At 57.2% G+C, this 21,537-nt stretch carries 19 protein-coding genes; 13 read left to right on the top strand and 6 right to left on the bottom strand.

Features of this window, described 5'->3' with window-relative positions; translation table 11 throughout:
* Window positions 1–157: 157 nt before the first annotated feature.
* Complete coding sequence (locus B3M52_RS19980) at window positions 158–1,432, top strand: MATE family efflux transporter (RefSeq protein ID WP_051947109.1); 1,275 nt, start codon at window positions 158–160, stop codon at window positions 1,430–1,432.
* A gap of 3 nt (window positions 1,433–1,435) precedes the next feature.
* Here the strand turns inward: B3M52_RS19980 and B3M52_RS19975 are convergent, their stop codons facing one another.
* Window positions 1,436–1,864, bottom strand: a complete 429-nt coding sequence (locus B3M52_RS19975) for a thioesterase family protein (RefSeq protein ID WP_036211464.1) — start codon at window positions 1,862–1,864, stop codon at window positions 1,436–1,438.
* Window positions 1,865–2,146: 282 nt separating this feature from the next.
* On the opposite strand from B3M52_RS19975, the gene B3M52_RS19970 reads away from it, so the two are divergent.
* The gene (locus B3M52_RS19970) at window positions 2,147–3,784 is read left to right on the top strand and encodes an MBL fold metallo-hydrolase (protein WP_075194722.1); all 1,638 of its coding nucleotides are present in this window, start codon (window positions 2,147–2,149) and stop codon (window positions 3,782–3,784) included.
* 42 nt (window positions 3,785–3,826) lie between these two features.
* Here the strand turns inward: B3M52_RS19970 and B3M52_RS19965 are convergent, their stop codons facing one another.
* On the bottom strand, window positions 3,827–3,985 hold the full coding sequence (locus tag B3M52_RS19965; RefSeq protein ID WP_007155136.1) for a YqaE/Pmp3 family membrane protein: 159 nt from the start codon (window positions 3,983–3,985) through the stop codon (window positions 3,827–3,829).
* Window positions 3,986–4,206: 221 nt separating this feature from the next.
* Between B3M52_RS19965 and B3M52_RS19960 the strand changes: the two genes are divergently transcribed.
* Complete coding sequence (locus B3M52_RS19960; RefSeq protein WP_075194674.1) at window positions 4,207–5,670, top strand: succinylglutamate desuccinylase/aspartoacylase domain-containing protein; 1,464 nt, start codon at window positions 4,207–4,209, stop codon at window positions 5,668–5,670.
* Window positions 5,671–5,738: 68 nt separating this feature from the next.
* Here B3M52_RS19960 and B3M52_RS19955 read toward each other — a convergent pair whose 3' ends face one another.
* Window positions 5,739–6,341 carry a PEP-CTERM sorting domain-containing protein gene (locus B3M52_RS19955; RefSeq protein ID WP_075194673.1) on the bottom strand — a complete coding sequence of 201 codons (603 nt, stop codon included), beginning with the start codon at window positions 6,339–6,341 and terminating at the stop codon, window positions 5,739–5,741.
* Window positions 6,342–6,634: 293 nt separating this feature from the next.
* Between B3M52_RS19955 and B3M52_RS19950 the strand changes: the two genes are divergently transcribed.
* Together B3M52_RS19950 and B3M52_RS19945 are read left to right on the top strand one after the other, a co-directional pair.
* The gene (locus tag B3M52_RS19950) at window positions 6,635–7,558 is read left to right on the top strand and encodes a DMT family transporter (protein ID WP_036211473.1); all 924 of its coding nucleotides are present in this window, start codon (window positions 6,635–6,637) and stop codon (window positions 7,556–7,558) included.
* Window positions 7,559–7,605: 47 nt separating this feature from the next.
* Entirely contained in the window at window positions 7,606–8,145 is a 540-nt protein-coding gene (locus B3M52_RS19945; protein WP_075194721.1) for a hypothetical protein, read from the top strand.
* Between the two features lie 5 nt (window positions 8,146–8,150).
* Here B3M52_RS19945 and B3M52_RS19940 read toward each other — a convergent pair whose 3' ends face one another.
* On the bottom strand, window positions 8,151–9,323 hold the full coding sequence (locus tag B3M52_RS19940; RefSeq protein ID WP_075194672.1) for a MalY/PatB family protein: 1,173 nt from the start codon (window positions 9,321–9,323) through the stop codon (window positions 8,151–8,153).
* A gap of 205 nt (window positions 9,324–9,528) precedes the next feature.
* Between B3M52_RS19940 and B3M52_RS19935 the strand changes: the two genes are divergently transcribed.
* The 7 genes from B3M52_RS19935 to B3M52_RS19905 all read left to right on the top strand — a co-directional run bounded on the left by B3M52_RS19935 (window position 9,529) and on the right by B3M52_RS19905 (window position 17,881).
* Entirely contained in the window at window positions 9,529–10,416 is an 888-nt protein-coding gene (locus B3M52_RS19935; protein WP_075194671.1) for an AEC family transporter, read from the top strand.
* A gap of 139 nt (window positions 10,417–10,555) precedes the next feature.
* Window positions 10,556–13,063 carry an acyl-CoA dehydrogenase gene (locus tag B3M52_RS19930; protein WP_075194670.1) on the top strand — a complete coding sequence of 836 codons (2,508 nt, stop codon included), beginning with the start codon at window positions 10,556–10,558 and terminating at the stop codon, window positions 13,061–13,063.
* Between the two features lie 204 nt (window positions 13,064–13,267).
* Entirely contained in the window at window positions 13,268–14,056 is a 789-nt protein-coding gene (locus B3M52_RS19925) for an ABC transporter ATP-binding protein (protein ID WP_075194669.1), read from the top strand.
* Window positions 14,046–14,765: an ABC transporter ATP-binding protein gene (locus B3M52_RS19920; RefSeq protein WP_041332967.1), complete on the top strand. Its 720-nt coding sequence runs from the start codon at window positions 14,046–14,048 to the stop codon at window positions 14,763–14,765. Before B3M52_RS19925 ends, B3M52_RS19920 begins: the two co-directional genes overlap by 11 nt.
* 31 nt (window positions 14,766–14,796) lie before the next feature.
* On the top strand, window positions 14,797–16,014 hold the full coding sequence (locus B3M52_RS19915; RefSeq protein ID WP_036211487.1) for an ABC transporter substrate-binding protein: 1,218 nt from the start codon (window positions 14,797–14,799) through the stop codon (window positions 16,012–16,014).
* 45 nt (window positions 16,015–16,059) lie between these two features.
* Window positions 16,060–16,950 carry a branched-chain amino acid ABC transporter permease gene (locus B3M52_RS19910; protein ID WP_036211490.1) on the top strand — a complete coding sequence of 297 codons (891 nt, stop codon included), beginning with the start codon at window positions 16,060–16,062 and terminating at the stop codon, window positions 16,948–16,950.
* Between the two features lie 4 nt (window positions 16,951–16,954).
* Window positions 16,955–17,881 carry a branched-chain amino acid ABC transporter permease gene (locus B3M52_RS19905; RefSeq protein ID WP_075194668.1) on the top strand — a complete coding sequence of 309 codons (927 nt, stop codon included), beginning with the start codon at window positions 16,955–16,957 and terminating at the stop codon, window positions 17,879–17,881.
* A 14-nt stretch (window positions 17,882–17,895) separates the two neighbouring features.
* Here the strand turns inward: B3M52_RS19905 and B3M52_RS19900 are convergent, their stop codons facing one another.
* Window positions 17,896–18,843 (bottom strand): LysR family transcriptional regulator, encoded by a 948-nt coding sequence (locus B3M52_RS19900; protein ID WP_075194667.1) that lies wholly within the window; start codon window positions 18,841–18,843, stop codon window positions 17,896–17,898.
* A gap of 128 nt (window positions 18,844–18,971) precedes the next feature.
* Between B3M52_RS19900 and B3M52_RS19895 the strand changes: the two genes are divergently transcribed.
* On the top strand, window positions 18,972–19,853 hold the full coding sequence (locus tag B3M52_RS19895) for a DMT family transporter (protein WP_075194666.1): 882 nt from the start codon (window positions 18,972–18,974) through the stop codon (window positions 19,851–19,853).
* 334 nt (window positions 19,854–20,187) lie between these two features.
* Here B3M52_RS19895 and B3M52_RS19890 read toward each other — a convergent pair whose 3' ends face one another.
* The gene (locus tag B3M52_RS19890; RefSeq protein ID WP_075194664.1) at window positions 20,188–20,886 is read right to left on the bottom strand and encodes a cold shock domain-containing protein; all 699 of its coding nucleotides are present in this window, start codon (window positions 20,884–20,886) and stop codon (window positions 20,188–20,190) included.
* Between the last annotated feature and the right edge of the window lie 651 nt (window positions 20,887–21,537).

Here is a 21,537-nt window from a genome sequence, read left to right as displayed (position 1 = left end):
TGGGTTCACGGCGTGTCTGGGGAAGGCGCCCCGGCCTTTGCACCCACTCACAAACCGATAGCTGCTAGAATCGCCCACCGAGCAAACACCTGGAACAGAAGCCACCAACGTGACGAACGCCACCCCACAAGCCAGCCTGCCGCGCCAGTTGTTCACCATGACCTGGCCCATGCTCTTCGGCGTACTGTCACTGATGACCTTCCAACTCGTCGACAGCGCCTTTATTGGCCAACTCGGCCGCGACCCACTGGCCGCACTGGGCTTCACACTGCCCATGCAGCAGCTCATCATCGGCCTGCAGGTGGGCCTTGGCATCGCCACCACCGCCATCATCTCCAGAACGCTAGGCGCCGGCGACCAACTCCGTGCTGAACGCCTGGGCGGTCTCGTCGTCACCGTGGGCGCCACTCTGGTGATTATCCTGTGTATCGCCCTCTGGCTGCTGCAAACCCAAATCATGGCTGGCCTGGGTGCCGAACAGAGCCTACTGCCGCTGATCCGCAGCTACTGGATACCCTGGCTGCTCTCCGCCTGGACCGGCGCCATGCTCTACTTTGGCTACAGCGTGTGCCGCTCCCACGGCGACACCAAACTCCCTGGCTATATGATGGTCGCCACCAGCGTGGCAAACATCGCCCTGGACCCGTTGTACATCTTCGTTTTCGGGTGGGGCCTGCAAGGCGCTGCCCTGGCAACCGTGACCGCCTTCGGTATCGGTTGCCTGTTTATCTACCCCAAACTGCTGCGCTCTGGCTGGATACGCTTCGACCTTTCCCAGCTGGCCCTCGGCAAGGCACTGAAACAACTGAATGGCATCATGGCGCCGGCCATGGTCAGCCAGCTGATGCCGCCAGCCTCGGCCATGTTCGCGACCGCCATGGTGGCTGGCTTTGGCTCCGCCGCCGTCGCGGCCTGGGGCCTGGGCACTCGCCTCGAGTTCTTCTCCATTGTAGTGGTGCTGGCACTGACCATGTCGATGCCGCCCATGATTGGCCGCATGCTTGGGGCCGGTGAGCTTGCGCGGATTCGCGTTCTCGTGCGATTGGCGGTTCGTTTTGTGGTGGTGTGGCAACTGGCCATTGGGTTGATCTGGCTTTTAGCGTCAGGAGTGGTCTCAGAGCTGTTTACCAGCGATCGCGCCGTCAGCGATGTGTTGGGCAGTTATCTGGTTCGGGTGCCGCTGAGCTATACCGGCCTGGGCATCTGCATGCTGATGGTGTCGGTGTGCAATGCGCTGGGGCTTGCCATGCGGGCGCTGCTGGTGTCGGTCCTGCGGTTATTCCTCTGCTTTCTGCCACTGCTTTGGCTCGGCTCACAGCTCGGCGGTATCAACGGCCTGATGAGCGGTGCGCTGGTTGGCAATCTGATGGCAGGTGTCATGGCCTACCTGTTCTACCGGCAAGGCATCCGAAAGCTGGCACTCCAGGACTAAATACTAATCGCCGAAGCGTGCGCGGAAACTCTCTGGCATCGGCACAACCGATTTGCGCTGGTAATTGAAGAACACGAAACCGTACTTGGCCAGGGCCACGGGTTGACCGCTCTCCGCCTTGGTTACGCGGAATACGAAATCCCCGCCGTATTTGTTGAAGTCCATCAGCCCCACTTCAAAGCGGAGCATCTCCGGAAAGAACGATTCCGATTGGTACATCGTTGCCAGGTCGGTCACGATAATACCCACGCCGTTTTTGTCGGCTTCCTCGACACCATAGTTCACCAGGAATTGTGCCCTGGCTTCAGACAGCATGGAGATTAACGCATCGTTTCCCAGATGGTTGGCTCCATTGATATCGGTGATCCGAACCGGCATCTTGGTTTCAAAATAAAAGGCGTTATCCGGGAAAGAGAGCTTGATGCGAGCCAAGTCGGCGTTCCTGCGTGGGGGAATTTTCTGTAAACCCAATGATACTTGGTTGTAACCATGCCGACACCCCGAGACAGCAGACCGAACATTCGTTATCTTGGACTTTTACCGGCAGCCTTCACCGTTGCCCGATGAAAGGGGTTGGGAGGCTACTGTCAAAACTGTGCGGAGCCATGGATGGCGGAGCTCAAGCGCCACATGGACGTGCTTGAGCGTGTTTTGACAGTAGCCTCCCAACCTCTTTCCAGCACCAACAGTCTGACCAACAGATACGGACACTCTATGGATATTCGCCCTGCTGCCACGCTGGTTTTGACCAAAGACACTGCTGAAGGTCCAAAGATCCTGCTGCTGCAACGAACCTGGGACGCGGTATTCATGCCGGGCTATTTTGTCTTTCCCGGTGGCTCTGTCGACGATCAGGAGAAAAATGGGCGGGCCCACACAATCGGGCAGGCTGATACCGAAATCAGCCAGACAATGGCCATGGATGAGGGTGGCGCCGACTACATGCTTGCGGCTGTCCGGGAGTGTTTTGAGGAAGCGGGCATTCTGTTAGCCGTTGATGAAAAAGGTGCTGCGCTGACTCAGGACCATCCCATTCACAGCGACCGCGAAGCTCTGTTTAAAGGTGAGTTAACCCTGGCGGAACTGTGCCATCGCTATAACCTCACCATTCCCCTGGACCGTCTGGGCTACCTCGGGCACTGGGTGACACCGCCGGGACCTCCCCGGCGCTTTGATACCCGCTTCTTCATTGCAGTGGCACCGGAAGGGCAACGGGCAAGTCATGACGGCAATGAAACCATTGACCACGTCTGGCTGAGCCCGGCGGAAGCCCTGGAAGATCATCGCAGTGGCCGCCGCCTGCTAGGGTTACCAACCATTGGGACGCTGCGGATACTGGCGGAGTTCGGCACCACGGAAGCCCTCATGCGCTATGTCCATGCTAATCCGCCGGAGCCCTATCCCAACAAACCGTGGCCGGCGGTCAAGAAAGACAGGACCACGATGCTGGAGCCGGGGGCACCCGCCTATGACGAAGCGGTCAAGCTGGACCCGGAGGGTGCAGGCTCTACACACGCGGACATTGTTCCCGGGAAACCGGTGGAGGTGGCGGCCGGTGTGATTCGCCTGACAGCGCCAAACCCGGGAATGATGACCGGCCCCGGCACCAACACCTATGTGCTTGGCCACAAACGGTTTACGGTACTGGACCCCGGCCCGGACGACGCAACGCATATTGAGCGCATTCTGGAACTCACTGGTGGAGCGATTGATCAAGTGGTGGTCACTCATACCCACCAGGACCACTCGCCGGCAACAGTGGCACTGAAGGCAAGAACCGGCTGTCGCGTTTACGGCCAGCCGGCTCCCGAAGGCCCGGCCCAGGACCAGACGTTTTCGCCGGATGTAGAGCCGGTGAATGGTGACCTGATCGTCACCGAGGCTGGCACCCTGAAAGCCCTTTACACCCCGGGGCATGCCTCCAACCATCTTTGCTATCTGCTCCTGGAACAAGAGCTGCTGTTTTCCGGAGACCACATCATGCAGGGCTCCACCGTGGTCATTAATCCGCCAGACGGTGACATGAAGGCCTACCTGGAGTCGCTGTACGACCTGCTGGCCGAGTCCGTGCGTTACATAGCGCCTGCCCACGGTTTCCTGATGGCACGCCCCGAATCGGTGATCGATTATCTCATCACGCATCGTCTGGCACGGGAGCACAAGGTTGTCAGGGTGCTGAAAAGCCTCGCCCCGGCCAGCCTGAAAGATCTGACCGCAAAGGCCTATGACGATGTTCCAGCGGCGATCCATGGCGTCGCCGCCCGCTCCGCGCTGGCGCACCTGCTAAAACTGGAGGCAGATGGCCGGGCTGCGCGAGAAGGCGACATCTGGCGCACCACTCCCGACATTTGAAGCCCGCCCCTCACAGACACTTGGTTCCTGCTCAGGGGCGGCCTATTTTTTCGCGATGATCCAGACGGCGTGCACGATACCGGGAATGTAACCGAGAATCGTCAACAGGATGTTGATCCAGAAGTGCTTGCCAATCCCCACCTGTAAAAAGACGCCCAACGGCGGTAACAAAATCGCAACCAGAACTCGCAAAAGATCCATACAGTTTATCCTCCATCGAACGTATAACGGATACAGAACTGCAATCCGCATCCTGTAACCTCTTTGAATAGGTCATTTTGCGGAATTACACAATGAGTTCATGAAAGTGGCATTAAACCTTTGTCACAGCCGTATTCATGAAACAATGGGGTCTCTATCCTTGTACCGTTTTCACAGATCGGACAACGAGCCTCAAACTGGCTGAAGACTCGAGAGGAATTATGCTGTATCGCTGGCTGACACATCTGTTTCGCGCTGGCCTGATGTTTACCCTGACTGGCAGCCTGGTCGCAATCCCTGCCGTCTACGCAAACAAGTCCGATGACTCCGATAACACGGAGATGCTCGTCGCGGAGCTTGCCGAGGACGAGAGTGTTGAGGATGTCGAGCATTCGGAACCCTTGCGCTCGTCTGAACCGAAAAAGAATAGCGGTAAAGCAGACACCACTCAGAAATCCGATGAGGAGCTCGCCTCACAGGATAAAACACCAGATTCCACGGCAGAACCGGCCGTGGAAGAAGTGGCCCCCAATGTTGATTTAAAGGAGGTGGCGCCGCCTCCAAAGCCCGCTGAACCAGCGGAGTCGAAGACTTCGGAGCCCGAACCTTCGAAGCCCGACGCAACGGCGGATCAGCCCAAACCCACTGCCCAGGGCGCAGACCCCGCAACGGCGACCGATGAAAACGGCGTGGAAGAGTCTGCTGAGGTGACGGAACCCGAAAAGGCCACCAGCCTGAAAATGCTCGGTGCCGAGGTTCTGCCCGGAACGTCGACTCGCCTGGCCTGGTCCCCTGCCATCCAGATTGCCGGCCTGTCGCAACCAACACCGGTTCTGGTGGTCAATGGCTCCAAACCCGGCCCTAACCTATGCCTGACCGGTGCCGTTCACGGTGATGAACTCAACGGCATCGAGATCATCCGCCGAACCATGTACGACCTGGAGCCAGACAAGCTCTCCGGCCGGGTGATCGGCATTCCCATCGTCAACCTGCCAGGTTTCCAGCAAGGCAGCCGCTACCTGCCCGACCGCCGTGACCTCAATCGTCACTTCCCCGGCAGCACCGATGGCAGCCTGGCGGACCGGATTGCCCACTCGCTGTTCGAGAACGTAATCCGTCATTGCGACATGTTGGTGGATATCCACACCGGGTCTCTCAAGCGCACCAACCTGCCCCAACTGCGTGCGGACATGAATAACCCGGAAGTGGCGGAACTCACCCGTGGATTTGACCGCATGGCAGTCGTCCACAGTACAGGCACCACCGGCATGCTTCGTCACGCCGCTGTCGAAGCCGGTATCCGGTCCGTCACCATGGAGGCCGGTGAATCACTGCGAATCCAGGAGCACCAGATCAAGGCCGGGGTGAACAGCCTGACCAGTCTGATGGACAAGGAAGGCATGATCTCAAGGATGTTCGTCTGGGGAGACCCCGAACCCGTCTATTACGATTCCGAGTGGATACGGGCCGAACACGGCGGCATTCTGTTCAGCGAAACCAAGCTGGGGGCCAAGGTTTCTGAAGGTGAAATCCTGGGTTATGTTTCGGATCCCATCACCAACGCCCAGCATCCCATCCGCGCCCGCAGCAGCGGCCGAATTATCGGCATGGCGGTGGATCAGGTGGTCATGGCCGGTTTTGCGGCCTATCACGTCGGCACAGAAGCGGAAGTGCCGGGAGAATAAAAAATGGGGTCAGAGCAAGCTCTGACCCGATTTTATCGTTCAACTGTCAGGATACTAAACGCAACCGTTCAGGCTGAACGTCGGCGGGCACGCAGCCCCATACCGAGAAGACCGAGGCTCAGGATGGCCAGAGTTCCAGGCTCTGGTACTTCGCTGGCTTCAGAAATCAGTTCAATCTTCGCCTTAACCTTGGAGCCGTAGCTGCCCAGCCCAAAGATGCCTTCGTTAAAAGTGGTGTCGAGGAGGGACACACGAAGCAGACCATCGCCCAATGCGCCAAACACCAGGTCAAGCGAACCGTTCCAGGACAGCACACCTTCCTGGTAAAGGCCAAAGAGTACGGAATCTCCGGAGGTGTTCCCGTTGACAGAGCCACTCATCAGTTCCGGTGCTGTGAAGTTGAAATCGACGGAAATCGGTTTGGCGACTTTGTCATCGCTGTTGACCGTGCCTTCAGTCGTCCAGATTTTGAACAGATTAAAGGTCGTACTTTCACCGGCATTCAGATCAAAAGAAAACGGGTTGGCTGCATAGTCTGCAGAATCAACAACCAGTCCGGGGTCTGAATCATTCAGGTTGACCTGATAGCTGGCAGAAATCATTGCCGCGCTTGCCAATGCAGGCAGGCACATTGAAATCAGTAGTGCAATGGTGAGTTTAAGATGTCGCATAGCTGCTCCCTGGGTTATCCCACATTTCATTCGTTTTACTGCCCCGCCATACAGGCACCTGCTATACCAACATCTGAATTTCCAATCTAAAACAAGAATCTATATTGAATCCTGCATTTATCCAGCAGCGGGCTTGTAAGAAATCCTGACACCCAATCAGACAGTCACCAGCCGGATACGATCAACCAATATCTCCACTACCACTTTGGTAACAAGGCATTAGCTCGCAGGGCGTAGTATCCTTCGGGCTCCCGAACCAGATCAGAAACCCAAAAACCCTGACAGGAGTCGGTGTGCCCTCAGAAACCCCGAAACCACTATGGCTGGCCTACACCGGCCTGGTCCTGACCCCGTTGTTCTGGGCGGGCAACGCCGTGGTGGCCAAAAGTGTGGTTGGCGAGATTCCTCCTCTGTCCATGTCGTTCTGGCGCTGGGTGATTGCCCTGACGATACTCCTGCCCTTCGGGCTGCCGGGGGTCTGGCGCCAGCGCCGGGTCATCCGCGAACACGCACTGTCGATACTGGCACTCGCCACGTTCAGTGTGGCGGCGTTCAACTCGCTGCTTTATTTTGCCGCGGTGACCACCACGGCCACCAACATCGCGCTGATTAACGCCACCATACCCATCATGGTGGCGTTACTGGCCTGGTTGCTGTTGGGAGATCGCACACGCCCCATTCAGGCTCTCGGAATCGGGCTGGCGGTACTGGGCATCCTGGCGGTTGTGGCGCGGGGAGACCTCTCAGTGCTGACCGGTTTGCGGGCGCAACCCGGTGATCTGATCATGGTACTGGCGGTATCCAGTTGGGGTCTGTTCTCAGTACTGCTTCGCCGCCAGGCGGTACCATTGCCACCGCTGACCTTTCTGACCGTCCAGATCGCCTGCGGCACTATGGTGATCTTGCCGTTTTTCCTGGTGGACCTACTGTTCTTCTCAGGTGGATTCGAGCTGAACGCATCAACCGCGCTGCCCATGATGTATTTTGCAATCTTCCCCGGTATTCTGGCTTACGCGTTCTGGAATCATGGGGTGCATCGGATTGGTCCTGCAAAAGCGGCCATCTTCATGTACCTCACCCCTGTATTTGCGTCGGTGATGGCGGGCATTTTCCTCGGGGAACGCCTGGGCCTGTTCCATGTCATTGGCGGCCTTCTGATTCTGGCCGGACTGTTCCTGGCCACCCGAACCACCGAACTCCGCCGCAAATACCGTTGAGCACCCAACAACAAATATCGACAAGGCAGGCATTCATGGTCAATGGCATGACAAGGCGCTTCAGATGGGCCGGCATACTGATACTGGCGGCTTTCAACACCCCAGCGGTCGCTGCCCCCTGCGATCCTGAGGAAAATACCTGGATACCGAGCCGCTATTACCCACCGGGACAGACGGTCTTTCACCAGGGTGACTGGTACCAGTCCCGCGAACTCCACGAGGGTAAAACACCCGGTGCGGATTTCGAATGGGAAAGACTGGCGTCTGTGCCTGATTGCGGCGTCGGTCGTGATGACAGCAACGTCGCTGAGCGCAAATCGGAAGGTGGGCTGAACCGTCAGCCACAGGCACCGACCGACGCCGGCCAACCGCCTGTAAAAGCCTCCAACGAGCGCCCACAGGCCTGCAAAGAACCCGGGCGATGGAGCTTTGGCGGCAGCTATACCGTGGGCCAGATGGCCATCCATGAAGGGCAGACTTACCGCGCCATACGCCCCAGCAACGGCCAGATGCCAGGCATGAGCCAGCCGCCTCACTGGCAGCCAGTAGACGATCCCTGCAGTAACGGCGCTGAAAATGCCAACTGACCCGGTTATTCAGTCAGCGCCTGCCGGATCTGCTCCAGGGCCGTGTCCAGAACCCGGCGCGGGCAACCAATATTCATACGCATGAACCCGCTGCCGGGCTCACCAAAGGTGATGCCCGGGTTCATGCCAATACCCGCTTCCTGCACAAAGAACCGTTTCAGTTCCGCGTCGCTCATGCCCAGGCCCCGGCAGTCCAGCCACAACAAGTAGGTGCCCTCCGGCTCCGTTACCCGGATGTCAGGCAGGTGTTGGCGGATGTAGTCCATCACCCTGTCACGATTGCCTTGCAGGTAGATCATGAGTTCGTCCAGCCACGGGCCACCCTGGCGATACCCGGCCTCGAAGCCGGCGATACTGAAGGGATTGCACTGGTTCATGTGCATGGCGTCGAACACGTCTTTCAATAACTTCCGATGCTCTGGATTCCTCACCACCAGCGCCGACAAGCCCAGACCGGGCATATTGAAGGATTTACTGGGCGCTACGGTGGTAATCAGGGCCTGTTCCTCATCGGCCAGTTTCGCCAGTACATGATGGGCAGGCTTGTCCGGATAGGTGAGGTCGCAATGAATCTCATCCGACAGCACCACCAGGTTGTAGCGCCTGGCAATGGCCAATACCTCCCTGAGCTCGCTTTCGCTCCACACCCTTCCCACCGGGTTATGGGGCGAGCACAGCAGCAACACTCTGGCGTCGCCCCGCGCTGCACAGGCCTCAAGGTGTTCGAGATTCATCTGATAACGGCCATCCACCTGTTCCAGCGGGTTTTCAATCACCGCACGACCGGTTTTCCGAATGGCACTGAAGAAAGGCGGGTAAACCGGAGGCTGTATAATCACCCCTTCACCTTCGCCGGCAAACGCCAGTGCCGCTGCGTGCAGCGAAGGCACCACCCCCGGAGCCATCATTAACCATTCCCGCTCAATGACCCAGCCATGCCGATGTTCAAACCAGTCAATCACCGACTGGTACAGGCTCTCCGGAAACAGTGTATAACCGTATACCGGGTGCCTTGCCCGTTCTTCCAGAGCCCTGGTCACCGCTTCCGGCGCTGGAAAGTCCATATCCGCCACCCACAGGGGGATAACGTCATCTTTGCCGAATACCGCTTTGCGGGCGTCAAATTTTACGGAACAGGTGTTTTCCCGCTCAACAGGCTGGTCAAAGGTCTCAGGCACAAGTGGCTCTCCGCTAGGATGGTGAGTTAGGCAAGGTTATTCTGTGGCAGTCGTTACAATCCGTGCAAGTTGGGCGCCGCTTCCCCAGCTTATAGAAGGGGTTATCTTTGGTCGCAAGGGCACAGGTTTTACTTGCCTGGAACCCGGTATAATTGCGAACCTAACGAGTTATTTGCTTACCCTGATCGACCCTCGGAGCCCCTGAATGCTTGCCCAGATCCTGTCCACGATGTTGCCGGTCTTTCTGATCGCCGGTTGTGGTGCCCTTTACGGCCGATATCGCACTCCAGACATCAAAGGCTTGAACACCCTCAATATGGAGCTGTTCGTCCCCATGCTGGTGTTCGCGGTTCTGGCTGATCAACAGGCTCCGCTGCAGGATTACACCAGCCTGGCTCTGTCGGCAACGGTGGTCGTTCTGGGTTCCGGCATCGTCCTCTATCCGCTGGCCAGGATTCTGAACCTGAACCTTAAAACCTTCCTGCCGCCGATGATGTTCAACAATTCCGGCAACATGGGCATTCCCGTACTGGTATTTGCGTTCGGCGAGGCAGCCCTGCCCGCGGCCGTTGTCCTATTTGTCGTGGAAATGCTGCTGCACTTTACGGTGGGCATCTACATGCTGGACCCGCACACGTCGATCATCAGACGGCTTCGCATACCCGTTATTGCGGCAAGCATCGCCGGCCTTACCGTCAACTTCGGTGGCGTACCCATGCCACAATGGCTGCTGGAAACCCTGAATATGCTAGGCGGAGTGTGTATCCCGCTCATGCTCTTTACGCTTGGTGTTCGCATGCTGGATGTGGATTTCAGCGACTGGAAACTCGGGGTTCTGGGCGCTATTTCCGCGCCTGCATCCGGGTTGATTCTTGCCTGGCCAATGATAGCGATTCTGGATCTGCCGGGCCTGCAGATAGCTGCTTTGTGGGTCTTCGCCGCCATGCCCTCTGCTGTGTTGAACTACATGCTGGCGGAGCAGTATCAACAGGAACCTCATAAAGTAGCCTCACTGGTGCTTATGAGTAACCTCGGAAGCCTTGTGGTGATGCCGATTGTGCTGGGCCTGGTCTTTACAGCCGGCTATGTATGAACCGCTTCAGATAACGATCAATGTCGGAATCCTCGCCGATGCGTCAAGATCACTAACGCAAGCGCTTGCAACCTCTCTGGCTTTGGCCGAAGGTAAGAACGATTCAGGTTGAATTTCTTCTCGATATGGAGATCCGCCCATGAGTGTTCTGCTTCTACTGATCAGTGCGCTGGTACTGATCTACCTTGGCATCGGCGGCACCACTGCCGCCACCGTGCTTGTGATTGCAACGGTCGTCGGGCTGTTTCAGGATGGCTGGCACATCCTCAGTATACTGTTTGGTGGCGGGCTGCTTGCCCTCAGCCTGGTGCTGGTGATCCCAGGTGACCTGCGGCGCGAGAAGTTCAGCGCTCCGCTGCTGAACTGGGTGCGCGGTCGGCTCCCGAAGCTCTCGGATACCGAGGCCGAGGCCCTGCGCTCAGGCACCGTAGACTGGGATGGCGAGCTTTTCTCCGGGCAACCCAAGTGGTCGAAACTGCTCGATGCCAAACCGGCCCACCTCTCCAGCGAAGAACAGGCGTTCCTCGACGGGCCGGTCGAGAAGCTTTGCGGCATGCTGGATGACTGGAAAATCACCCACGAAGAGTACGACCTGCCCAACAAGGTCTGGAAGTTCATTCGCGAGAATGGCTTCTTCGGGTTGATGATTCCCAAGGAACAGGGCGGCAAGGGCTTTTCCCACACCGCCCACTCCGAGATCGTGATGAAGATTTCCACCCGCAGCGTATCCGCCGCTGTGACCGTCATGGTGCCCAACTCGCTTGGCCCGGGCGAGCTGCTTATGGAATACGGCACCGATGCCCAGAAAGAACATTACCTGCCCCGGCTGGCCGGCGGCGAGGAAATCCCCTGCTTTGCACTGACGTCGCCGGTCGCCGGTTCTGACGCCGGAGCTATTCCGGACAAGGGCATCGTCTGTAAGGGCCAGTGGAATGGCGAGGAAGTACTGGGCCTGAAAGTCACCTGGAACAAGCGCTACATCACACTGGCACCGGTGGCGACGCTGATTGGCCTGGCCATCAAGGTCTACGACCCGGACAAACTACTGGGCGACTCCGACGACATCGGCGTTACCTGCGTGATGGTTCCACAGGACCTTGAAGGGGTTCACTCCGGCGCCCGTCACCTGCCAATGAATACCGTGTTCATGAACGGTCCGACCTGGGGCAACGACGTGTTTATCCCCATGGATCAGGTGATTGGCGGCCAGGACATGTTGGGCAAAGGCTGGAAAATGCTGCTGGAATGCCTGTCCATCGGCCGTTCCATCTCCCTGCCCGCACTGGGTACCGGTGCTGGCAAAGTGGCCAGCATGGCCACAGGTTCCTATGCCCTGACCCGGGAACAGTTCGGCCGCTCTATCAGCCAGTTTGAGGGGGTTCAGGAAGCGCTGGAGCCCATCGCCGGCTACACCTACATGATGGATGCCGCCCGATTACTGACATCCGGCATGCTGGACCGGGGTGTACGCCCCTCCGTGCCGTCAGCGGTGCTCAAGTACCGCAATACCGACTTGATGCGCACGGTGATCAACCATGCCATGGACGTGGTTGCCGGCCGCGGTGTTATTACCGGCCCCCGCAACTTCCTGGCCAGGGCGTACCAGGCGGTGCCCATCGGCATCACGGTGGAAGGCGCAAACATCCTGACCCGCAGCCTGATGGTGTTCGGCCAGGGTGCCATCCGTTGTCACCCGTTTATTGTTGAAGAAATCGAAGCAGCGGGCATGGACGATAAAAAGGCGGCGGTCGAGAAGTTCGACGGCATCTTCTACCGCCATATCGCCCACACCACCCGCAACGCGTTACGCTCGTTAGTGCTGGCACTGAGCGGCGGCTTGCTGGAAACCGTGCCCCGCCAGGGTAACATCCAGTCCAGCTATCGCCAGCTTGCCCGGTTCTCGGCCGCGTTTGCCTTGATGACCGACGTCACCCTGCTGACGGTTGGTGGCGGCCTCAAGGCACGTCAGCGCCTGTCCGGGCGGATGGCGGACTGCCTTGTACACCTGTATTACGCCACGGCGGTGATCAAGCAATGGCACGAGGAAGGCTATCCGGAAGACCAGTGGCCACTGGTGGAATGGTGCCTTCAGACCAGCCTGCGCGACCTCAAGACATCCATGCGTGAGCTGATCATCAACTTCCCGGTTCCGCTGTTGCGCTGGCCGCTGCGGATGCTGGTGTTCCCTCTGGGCGCCACCGGCCTCAACGGCCCGGACGACGCCCTGGGCACAGAGGTGGCCGCCAGCATTGTGAACGATACGCCGCTGCGCCAGCGCATCAGCCGCGGCAGCTATATCAATACCGATCCGGACGACCCTTTGGGCCGTGTACTGAACGCGTACCGGCTGGCCAATGAAACCAAGGACATGCGCGATCGCCTGCATGAAGCCCTGCGCAATCGGGATGAAGACGAGCTGGGCGGTATCGACCTGCTGATGGGGCACCAGCGTAAGGAACTGGTGGACTGGGCCTGCGAGCAGGGCGTTGTTCAGAAAGACGAATGCGACAAACTTCTGGAGGCACTGGAAGCACTCTACGACGTCATCCGCGTAGATGCCTTCGAAGCCGACGGGCTGAAAGCCCTGTCCCGTTGTGCCAAAGGTAAGCGCAAAGTGGTCGAACGCCCGCCACGGGACGAAGAATAACCGCTAAAGACACGCCCTGAACGGGGCGTGTCGCCCCCACTGTTCTCCCCTCCCATTCTTGACAGAATCCACATTCGCCAACTATTACTGAATGTCGGTTCAAATAGCTGTATTTGCGACCTTTCAAAAAACCAGCTGTCACAACAACGAATAAAAACACGCGGCATCAGCGCCGCTCACCTGAATTGAAAGGGGTGTCTTTCCGTGGAAGAGCAGGCTGTAGGCGAGCAGACACAACCATCCTCAACCATCCTTGAAACCAGGAACCTGACCAAGGATTTCAAAGGCTTTACCGCCATCAGTGACGTCAGCATCAACGTCAGGACAGGCTCCATACATGCGTTGATAGGCCCGAACGGGGCCGGAAAAACGACGTTCTTCAACCTGTTGACCAAATTCCTCAAGCCCAGCGCCGGGCAGATTATCTACGCTGGCAAAGACATTACCAACGCACGCCCTGCGGGTATTGCCCAGCAGGGGCTGATCCGCTCTTTTCAGATTTCCGCGGTATTTCCCCACCTGTCTGCCCGCGAAAACGTTCGAGTCGCCCTGCAACGCAAATTGGGCATTTCCTATCACTTCTGGCGGCCGGTACGAATTCTTGATCAACTGAATGAAGAAGCCCAGGCCACCCTGGAACAGGTCGGCCTGGGGCCCTTTGCCGATACCAAGGCGGTGGAACTCGCCTACGGACAGAAGCGGGCGCTGGAGATTGCCACCACCATTGCACTCAAACCCAGGCTCATGCTGCTTGATGAACCCACCCAGGGCATGAGTTCAGAGGACGTAGGCACGGTCACTGAGCTGATTCGCAAGGTGGTGGATGGCAGAACCATCGTGATGGTTGAGCACAACCTCAATGTGGTGTCCACGCTGGCCGACACCATCACCGTCCTGAACCGCGGGGAAGTGTTGGCTGAAGGCAACTACGACACGGTATCGACCAACCCCGCCGTCATGGAAGCCTACATGGGAACCACCGATGCAGCCTGATCAACGCCCGGAAATGCTCAAAATCGAGAATCTTCACGCCTGGTACGGCGAATCCCACATTCTCCATGGCCTCGATCTGACTCTGCGGGAAGGCGAGGTGATTACCCTGCTTGGCCGCAACGGGTCCGGACGCACGACCACGCTCAAGTCGATTCTGGGGCTGGTCAGCAAACGCACCGGCTCCATCAAGATCCACGGCACCGAAATCATCAACATGCCGACCCACCGCATTGCCCACGTTGGCAAGCTGGGGTATTGCCCCGAGGAGCGGGGGATTTTTGCGTCGCTCAACGTGGACGAGAACCTGGAGCTGCCCCCCGTGGTGGCCGATGGCGGGATGTCCGCGGACGAGATCTACAAAATGTTCCCGAATCTTGAAGAGCGCCGCAAAAGCCAGGGCTCCAAGCTCTCCGGGGGCGAGCAACAGATGCTGGCCATTGCCCGCATCCTTCGTACCGGCGCCAATCTCCTGTTACTGGACGAGATCACCGAAGGGCTTGCGCCGGTTATCCTCAAATCCCTGGATGATGTCATCCGCAAACTGCGTGACCGGGGATTCACCATCATTCTGGTTGAGCAGAACTTCCGCTTTGCCGCTCCGCTGGCCGACCGACACTATGTGATTGAGCACGGACGAGTGGTTGAGCAGATAGAAGCGGCCGATCTCGAGGCCAAGAAAGAGCAGTTGAACAGGCACCTGAGTGTCTGAACCCGAATCTAATAACAAAAGGAATCCCACCATGTTCAAGCACTGGAAATCTGGACTGGCAGGCGCCGTGGCAGCGGCTACCCTGGCAATGCCCCTCACGGCAGCGGCCGAATTGACCGACGGCAAAGTAAAAATCGGTGTCCTCAGTGACATGTCCGGCGTTTACAAGGCCCTCGAAGGGCCGGGCGCGGTGACTGCCGCCAAAATGGCGGTCGAGGATTTTGGCGGTTCGGTGATGGGCAAACCCATTGAGATCATTTCCGCGGATCACCAAAACAAGCCGGATATCGGCGCCAGTACCGCCCGGGAATGGATCGATGCGGAAGAGGTGGACATGATCACCGCCCTCGACAACTCCTCCGTTGCCTTGTCCGTTCAGGGCCTGGCCAACGACAAGAAAATCATCACCATGAACACCGGCGCCGGCACCACCGCACTGACAGAAGAACAGTGCACGCCTTACGGTATTCACTACGTCTACGACACCCACGCGTTGCCGGTTGGTACTGCTACGGCGATGGTCAAGAACGGCGGTGAAAGCTGGTTCTTCATTACCGCCGATTACGCCTTCGGCCACTCTTTGCGGGACAACACCGGCGCCGTGGTGGAAAGTCTCGGTGGCGAGGTGGTCGGTAACGTCAATGCGCCACTGTCCACCAACGATTTCTCCTCCTACCTGCTCCAGGCCCAGTCTTCCGGAGCCGACGTCATTGGCCTGGCCAATGCCGGCCAGGACACGGTGAACGCCATCAAACAGGCCAACCAGTTCCGCATCGTGCAGGGCGGACAGAAACTGGCCGGCATGCTGGTGTTCATCACCGACGTCCACAGCATGGGGCTGGACATTGCCCAGGGCCTGCAGTTCACCACGGCCTTCGTGTGGAACCAGAACGACGAGACCGAAGCCTGGTCCCGCCGCTTCTATGAACGCCACAATGCCATGCCCACCATGGTTCATGCCGGCGTTTACTCGGCGGTCACCAATTACCTGAAAGCAGTCAAAGCCACCGGTTCTGACGACAGCGATACCGTGCGTGCCGAACTGGGCGACATGACCCTTAACGACATGTTCGTGAAAGGGGGCAAGATTCTGCCCAACGGCTCCATGCTCCACGACATGTATCTGGTGGAAGTGAAGAAGCCGGACGAAGCCAGTGAGGAATGGGACCTGCTGCGGGTAGTCTCGAAGATCCCTGCGGATCAGGCCTACATCTCGCTGGAAGACACCAAGTGTTCGCTGGTTAACTAACCACACCGATTAACCACTGCTTCAGGGGAGATAGCCAACGTGTCGATGCAGGTCATACTGGCCCAGGCGCTGCTTGGGCTGAATGTGGGTGTGTTCTACGCCATGTTGAGTCTCGGGCTCGCGGTGATATTCGGGCTGCTGAATATCATCAACTTTGCCCACGGTGCCATGTACATGCTGGGTGCCTTTATCGCACTGATTGGCTACTCTCTGCTGGAGCAGTGGTTCGGTATCAGCCTTCAGATCGGATTCTGGGCGTCACTGCTGGTGGCGCCCGTGATCGTCGGTATTCTGGGGGTGACCATTGAACGCTTCATGCTCAAGCGTCTCTATGACCTTGACCACATCTATGGCCTGCTGCTGACGTTCGGTATCACGCTGATCCTGCAGGGTCTGTTTGCCAACTACTTCAACGTCTCCGGCACACCCTATCCCGGGCAACCGGAGAGCCTCAGTGGCGTGGTAAACCTCGGGTTCATGTACTTCCCCACCTACCGGCTGTTCGCCATCATTTTCTCCCTGGTGGTCTGTTTTGCCACCTGGTACGTCATCGAACACACCAAACTGGGTTCACGGCTACGGGCCGGTGTCGAGAACCCGGACCTGACCCAGGCATTTGGCCTGAATGTGCCACTGATGATCACCCTCACCTTCGCCTTCGGGGCCGGCCTCGCCGGCCTGGCAGGTGTACTGGCCGCGCCAATCTATTCGGTCAGCCCGTTAATGGGGGCGGACCTGATCATCGTCGTGTTTGCCGTGGTGGTGATCGGCGGCATGGGCTCGATTATGGGCGCCATTCTGTCCGGACTTGCGCTGGGCTTGATTGAGGGCCTTACCAAAGTGTTTTACCCGCCAGCGGCCAGCACCGTGATCTTCTTCCTGATGGTGCTGGTGCTGTTGTTCCGCCCTGCGGGCTTATTCGGTAAGGAGAAGTAAGGCCATGATCAACCGCGTTCTGTTTATTATCATGCTGGTCGCCGGCCTTGGCGCGCCCTTCTATGCCTATCCGGTCTTTGTGATGGACCTGCTGTGCTTCGCGCTCTTCGCCTGCGCCTTCAACCTGCTGCTCGGCTACGCCGGCCTGTTGTCGTTCGGGCACGCCGCCTTCTTCGGCGGTGCCGCGTACATTACCGGCTATGTCACCAAAGAATGGGGATTCGGGCCGATATTCGGCATTCTTGCCGGCACCGGGTTTGCGTTGATCCTCGGCACGATATTCGGTTTCCTCGCCATCCGCCGACAGGGCATCTACTTTGCCATGGTGACCCTGGCGCTGGCGCAGATCATCTACTTCCTGGCGCTTCAGATGCCGTTCACCGGCGGCGAAAACGGCCTGCAGGGCATTCCCCGTGGTGAGCTCTTCGGCTTCATCAGCCTCAACAACGAAATCGCCATGTACTACTTTGTGTTTGCGGTGTTCCTGATTGGTTTCGCCATTATCCACCGAACCATCAACTCGCCCTTTGGCGAAGTCCTCCAGGCCATCCGGGAAAACGAATCCAGAGCACTCTCACTCGGGTACGACGTCGACCATTTCAAGCTACTGGCGTTTATCATTTCCGCCACACTCGCCGGAACGGCCGGTGCCACAAAAGCCGTGATATTCCAGTTTTCGGCATTGACCAATGCGCACTGGCAAACCTCGGGTGAAGTCATCCTGATGACACTGGTGGGAGGCCTTGGCACCATATTTGGGCCAGTACTGGGCGCGATTACCGTCGGCGCACTCAGCCACGAACTGTCGGCATTCGGCTCCTGGGTGCAGGTGATCCTGGGGACTGTGTTTGTCGTCTGCGTAATGGTATTCCGCCGCGGTATTGTCGGTGAAATACAGCATCGGCTGCTGAAGAAAAAAGCGGATAAATAGGCCGCCGGGGCTTGTTACTCGCCCCGCAAGCCGCCGCGGATAGCCTCATCCACCAGCCAGCGACGCAACACCTGCAGCCCACGCTCCCGCCGACGGCTGGTTTTCCAGGCGAAATAGAACTTGTCGCCCGTCATCACCGAGTGACTGGGCAAACGGACAAAATCGCCGGAATCCTGCCGTGTGCTCAGCATGTAATCGTTGGTCAGCGCGATGCCCTGATGAAAACGGGCCGCCTCCAGAGCCAGCAACATGTGGCTGAAGTGCTGTATCCGCGCCGTACCGGGAATTTTCTGATCCACCGCCCGATACCAGGCTTCCCAGTCACCGGCGGCCTTGTCGAAAATACTGTGGGTAGAAAGCAAAGGAAACCGTGACACCTCCTCTGGCGACAACTCTGGCTCATCCCTTCCCTCAACCTCTGAATCCCGCCCCAGTTCCCGACGGATGCGCTGCCAGTAATCCTGGCTGCACACCGGAAACAGCCGCTCGGTATACAGCAACTCATAACTGAATGCCGCAGACGACGGCTTGATAGTGATAAAACAGTCCGCCACCCGGTCGGACAGCACCGGGTTCTCACTGCTCATCTCCAGGGAAAGATCCAGTTGCGGATACTCCCGCTGCAAATCCGGCAACCTCGGCACCAGCCAGCGCACCGCAAATGAACTGAACACCGACAGCCGCAACCGCGACTCCTCATGCCCCAACAACTGCTCACTCACTCGCTCAATCTGCAACAACGCCGACCCCACGCCATCCAGATACTGCCGGCCTTCGTCGGTCAACGTCAGAGTGCGGCCACTGCGCCAGAACAGTTTCTCACCGAGATAGGTTTCCAGCTGCTTGATCTGGTGACTGACCGCACTTTGACTGACCGCCAGCTCCTCCGCCGCCAGCGAAAAGCTGTTCAGCCGGGCAACGGCTTCGAAGACGGGTAGGGCTTTGAGAGGTGGAAGCTTCATTATCTAAATTTCTAATGATAAGTGATTAAAGATCATTTTATCGGATAGTAATACACCACTAGACTCACCATCACAAGATTCAGGGCGACAACTCCGATGTCGGAGCAAAACCAAGAGGAGCCGAAATCATGTCAGGCAAAACCGTAAACAGTGCAATCCTTCTGCTGGTGATCGGCAACGCCATGGCATTGATCAGCGATGTGTTCATCAAACTGCTGGAACCCGGCGCGCCGGTATTCCAGTTTGCCTTCCTCCGCTGCGTCATCACCCTGTTGCTGCTACTGCCCCTGGCCGGCCAACTCAGCCGGAAACACCTGTTTTCCGGCATCAAGGTCCACGCCGTGCGGGCCCACATACACCTGGCTGGCATCCTGTGCATGATTGTTGCCCTCGGCAATCTGCCGCTGGCCACCGCCAACGCCGTGTTCTACGCAGCTCCCATCCTGGTCATGGTGCTGTCCGTCATGCTGTTCCGGGAAAAGCTGACCCCGCTGAGCGTCTTTGCCGTCTTCAGCGGATTTGGCGGCATCATCGTCATCCTGCGGCCAGTAGAATTCAACTGGGCTGCCATCGCCGCACTGACATCCGCCTTTGCACTGGCTATCAACGCTGTAATGGTGCGTAAACTGCCGAAGCAGCAGTCCACCGTTCACAAGCTGTTCCTGAATTACGCGCTGATCATCCCGGCTGCCGGCGCACTGGCCTTATGGGAAGGCGCCGCCTGGGACAGCTCCATACTTATCAGTGCACTTGGATCTGCCCTGTTTATTCTGGGCTACAACATCACCGTGTTGCTGGCCTACCAGCAGGTGGATGCCAACCAGGTCACCAGTGCCGAATACACCGGCCTGATCTGGGCGGTACTAATTGGATGGATAGGTTTCAATGAAATGCCCGACCTTTGGTTCGCCGTGGGCAGTGCCATGATTGTGGTGCCACTTATCATGGTGGGGTTGCGTTCGCGTCATCGGAGTCGCCGGGTATTGCAGCCTCAGCCGGTGAATAGTTGACGCGTTCAGTCCATAGAGATACCAAGGAGTAACCTGCGCCCATCTGATGGACCTAATCCTGCGGTTACTCCTCAGCTTCGTAGGTCACACGAAACTGAATGCGGTGTTCCAAAGTTTGATTGGCCGAGATACGGAACTGAAGCTACGGTCGCAAAGCGAACATTCGGGCTTGGGGATAACGCCTGTGCTCAGCCGTCGATTTGGAGCAGATCAACGGCAAACCGGTCGGCTGGAGCACGTTGTTAAAGTGAGAACCTTGGCGTATAAACTCCCAGCCCTATTTACCCGCTGCTTACTCCTAAGCAGCCTCCACAATTCTAGGTTGTAAGAGTTACTATTCAATTTTAAAGTCAGGACCGAAATCTCGTTCATTTAGTCCATCTAGATATTTTTTTAGTCTTTCTTTCTGCTCTTCGGCGCTTTTCCCCCTCGCTCCTTCTATTTCTTTAGCGCTATGATGGGATAGAGGAGCTTTTGACTCCTGAGATTCAAGGGCTTCGATATCTTCAGGTGACATATAGGCATCAGATACCTTCCAAAAATGGTGGCAGTTTAAACATTGGAACCCCGTACGCTCATTGACCCGAGCTGTAACATACCCGGTGCCACCACACCTAATACATTTACTTGTAACAAAAACCTTCTTAAAGGTTGGCTCTCTTTCTTCTCCGAAGGTATATCCTAATGCCGCGCCAACCACCGCCCCCACGGGACCGCCAAGTGCCAAACCTACGCAACTACTTAAAGCAGTAGATCCCACTTTTGAGCTGCCACCGTCTACAACCTCGTCCCGCTGTATTCTCCTACCAAAATAGGGGGTATGGTTCTGAACGGTTTTTCGTCGAATGATCTCGATATCAGTGGCCACTTTTCCTTTTTTGCGCTCCCGGAAGTTGAACTTTACCGCATCGCCGGGCTGCGGTAGTTCTGTTCCAACGACCTTAGAAACATGAAAAAAATAGTCTGTGTCGCTTTGGTCGGTGATAAAACCATATCCTTTTTCTGTGCTGAACCATTTCACTAAACCTTTCATGCCGGTCCCTCGGTCAAAACCCTTTTAACGCGGAGCACAGGGGCGTCCGGCGGCCTTCGGCCGCGTACTGATGCGAATTGTTATTCCTGAACTTTCGGCTTGTTAGTGCCTGTGGATTCAGCTGCTTTCCGAAAATCCACTGCGGCAGTGGTGCAACCGCAATTGGCGCAGATTCGGTCGCCGGTATCCCACCCCTTCAACCGTTCTTTGCTGGTGTCCGATGCACCACACTTGGGACATTTGTACATAGTCATTCCTTCCTCTGGCTTTAGGTGAATTACTGGTAAGCAATACTGTAGCGGACCTAAAAAACCAGTGCCGGATTATTTTGATGAGCAGCCACAAGAGGTATAACAGCTTATTAGTTTGAATTCTTATTCAACTGCATCGACACCACTTCATCCAAACCTGCTTCACAACCCGAATAACCGCAATTGTTCAGACCCTTACCTCTCTATCTCAGGCAACTTTTGGGTTCCTGGTTCTGTGGAAAGTGTGCAGAGCAATGCAATACAAACCGCACAAATTTTGGCGTTTTTGAGGGTTTTTCATTTTACCTCCACTTTAGCGACAGGATGTTTTGCCATCTAGTTTCACCGGTCGCAACCGGGTCGACCAGAACGTTTCTGAGTTCTGAAAATAGTGGGTATC

Source organism: Marinobacter sp. UBA2688 (assembly GCF_002352785.1).
Taxonomy (GTDB): domain Bacteria; phylum Pseudomonadota; class Gammaproteobacteria; order Pseudomonadales; family Oleiphilaceae; genus Marinobacter; species Marinobacter salarius.
Note: the sequence above shows the minus strand (reverse complement) of the source record. Positions and strands in the feature narration are given on the sequence as shown.

Bases quoted from the DNA above. Each gene is read 5' to 3' on its own strand.
- B3M52_RS19980 (WP_051947109.1), top strand. From the start codon at position 158: ATGACCTGGCCCATGCTCTTCGGCGTACTGTCACTGATGACCTTCCAA.
- B3M52_RS19970 (WP_075194722.1), top strand. From the start codon at position 2,147: ATGGATATTCGCCCTGCTGCCACGCTGGTTTTGACCAAAGACACTGCT.
- B3M52_RS19965 (WP_007155136.1), bottom strand. From the start codon at position 3,985: ATGGATCTTTTGCGAGTTCTGGTTGCGATTTTGTTACCGCCGTTGGGC.
- B3M52_RS19960 (WP_075194674.1), top strand. From the start codon at position 4,207: ATGCTGTATCGCTGGCTGACACATCTGTTTCGCGCTGGCCTGATGTTT.
- B3M52_RS19955 (WP_075194673.1), bottom strand. From the start codon at position 6,341: ATGCGACATCTTAAACTCACCATTGCACTACTGATTTCAATGTGCCTG.
- B3M52_RS19945 (WP_075194721.1), top strand. From the start codon at position 7,606: ATGACAAGGCGCTTCAGATGGGCCGGCATACTGATACTGGCGGCTTTC.
- B3M52_RS19935 (WP_075194671.1), top strand. From the start codon at position 9,529: ATGCTTGCCCAGATCCTGTCCACGATGTTGCCGGTCTTTCTGATCGCC.
- B3M52_RS19930 (WP_075194670.1), top strand. From the start codon at position 10,556: ATGAGTGTTCTGCTTCTACTGATCAGTGCGCTGGTACTGATCTACCTT.
- B3M52_RS19920 (WP_041332967.1), top strand. From the start codon at position 14,046: ATGCAGCCTGATCAACGCCCGGAAATGCTCAAAATCGAGAATCTTCAC.
- B3M52_RS19915 (WP_036211487.1), top strand. From the start codon at position 14,797: ATGTTCAAGCACTGGAAATCTGGACTGGCAGGCGCCGTGGCAGCGGCT.
- B3M52_RS19910 (WP_036211490.1), top strand. From the start codon at position 16,060: ATGCAGGTCATACTGGCCCAGGCGCTGCTTGGGCTGAATGTGGGTGTG.
- B3M52_RS19905 (WP_075194668.1), top strand. From the start codon at position 16,955: ATGATCAACCGCGTTCTGTTTATTATCATGCTGGTCGCCGGCCTTGGC.
- B3M52_RS19900 (WP_075194667.1), bottom strand. From the start codon at position 18,843: ATGAAGCTTCCACCTCTCAAAGCCCTACCCGTCTTCGAAGCCGTTGCC.
- B3M52_RS19895 (WP_075194666.1), top strand. From the start codon at position 18,972: ATGTCAGGCAAAACCGTAAACAGTGCAATCCTTCTGCTGGTGATCGGC.
- B3M52_RS19890 (WP_075194664.1), bottom strand. From the start codon at position 20,886: ATGAAAGGTTTAGTGAAATGGTTCAGCACAGAAAAAGGATATGGTTTT.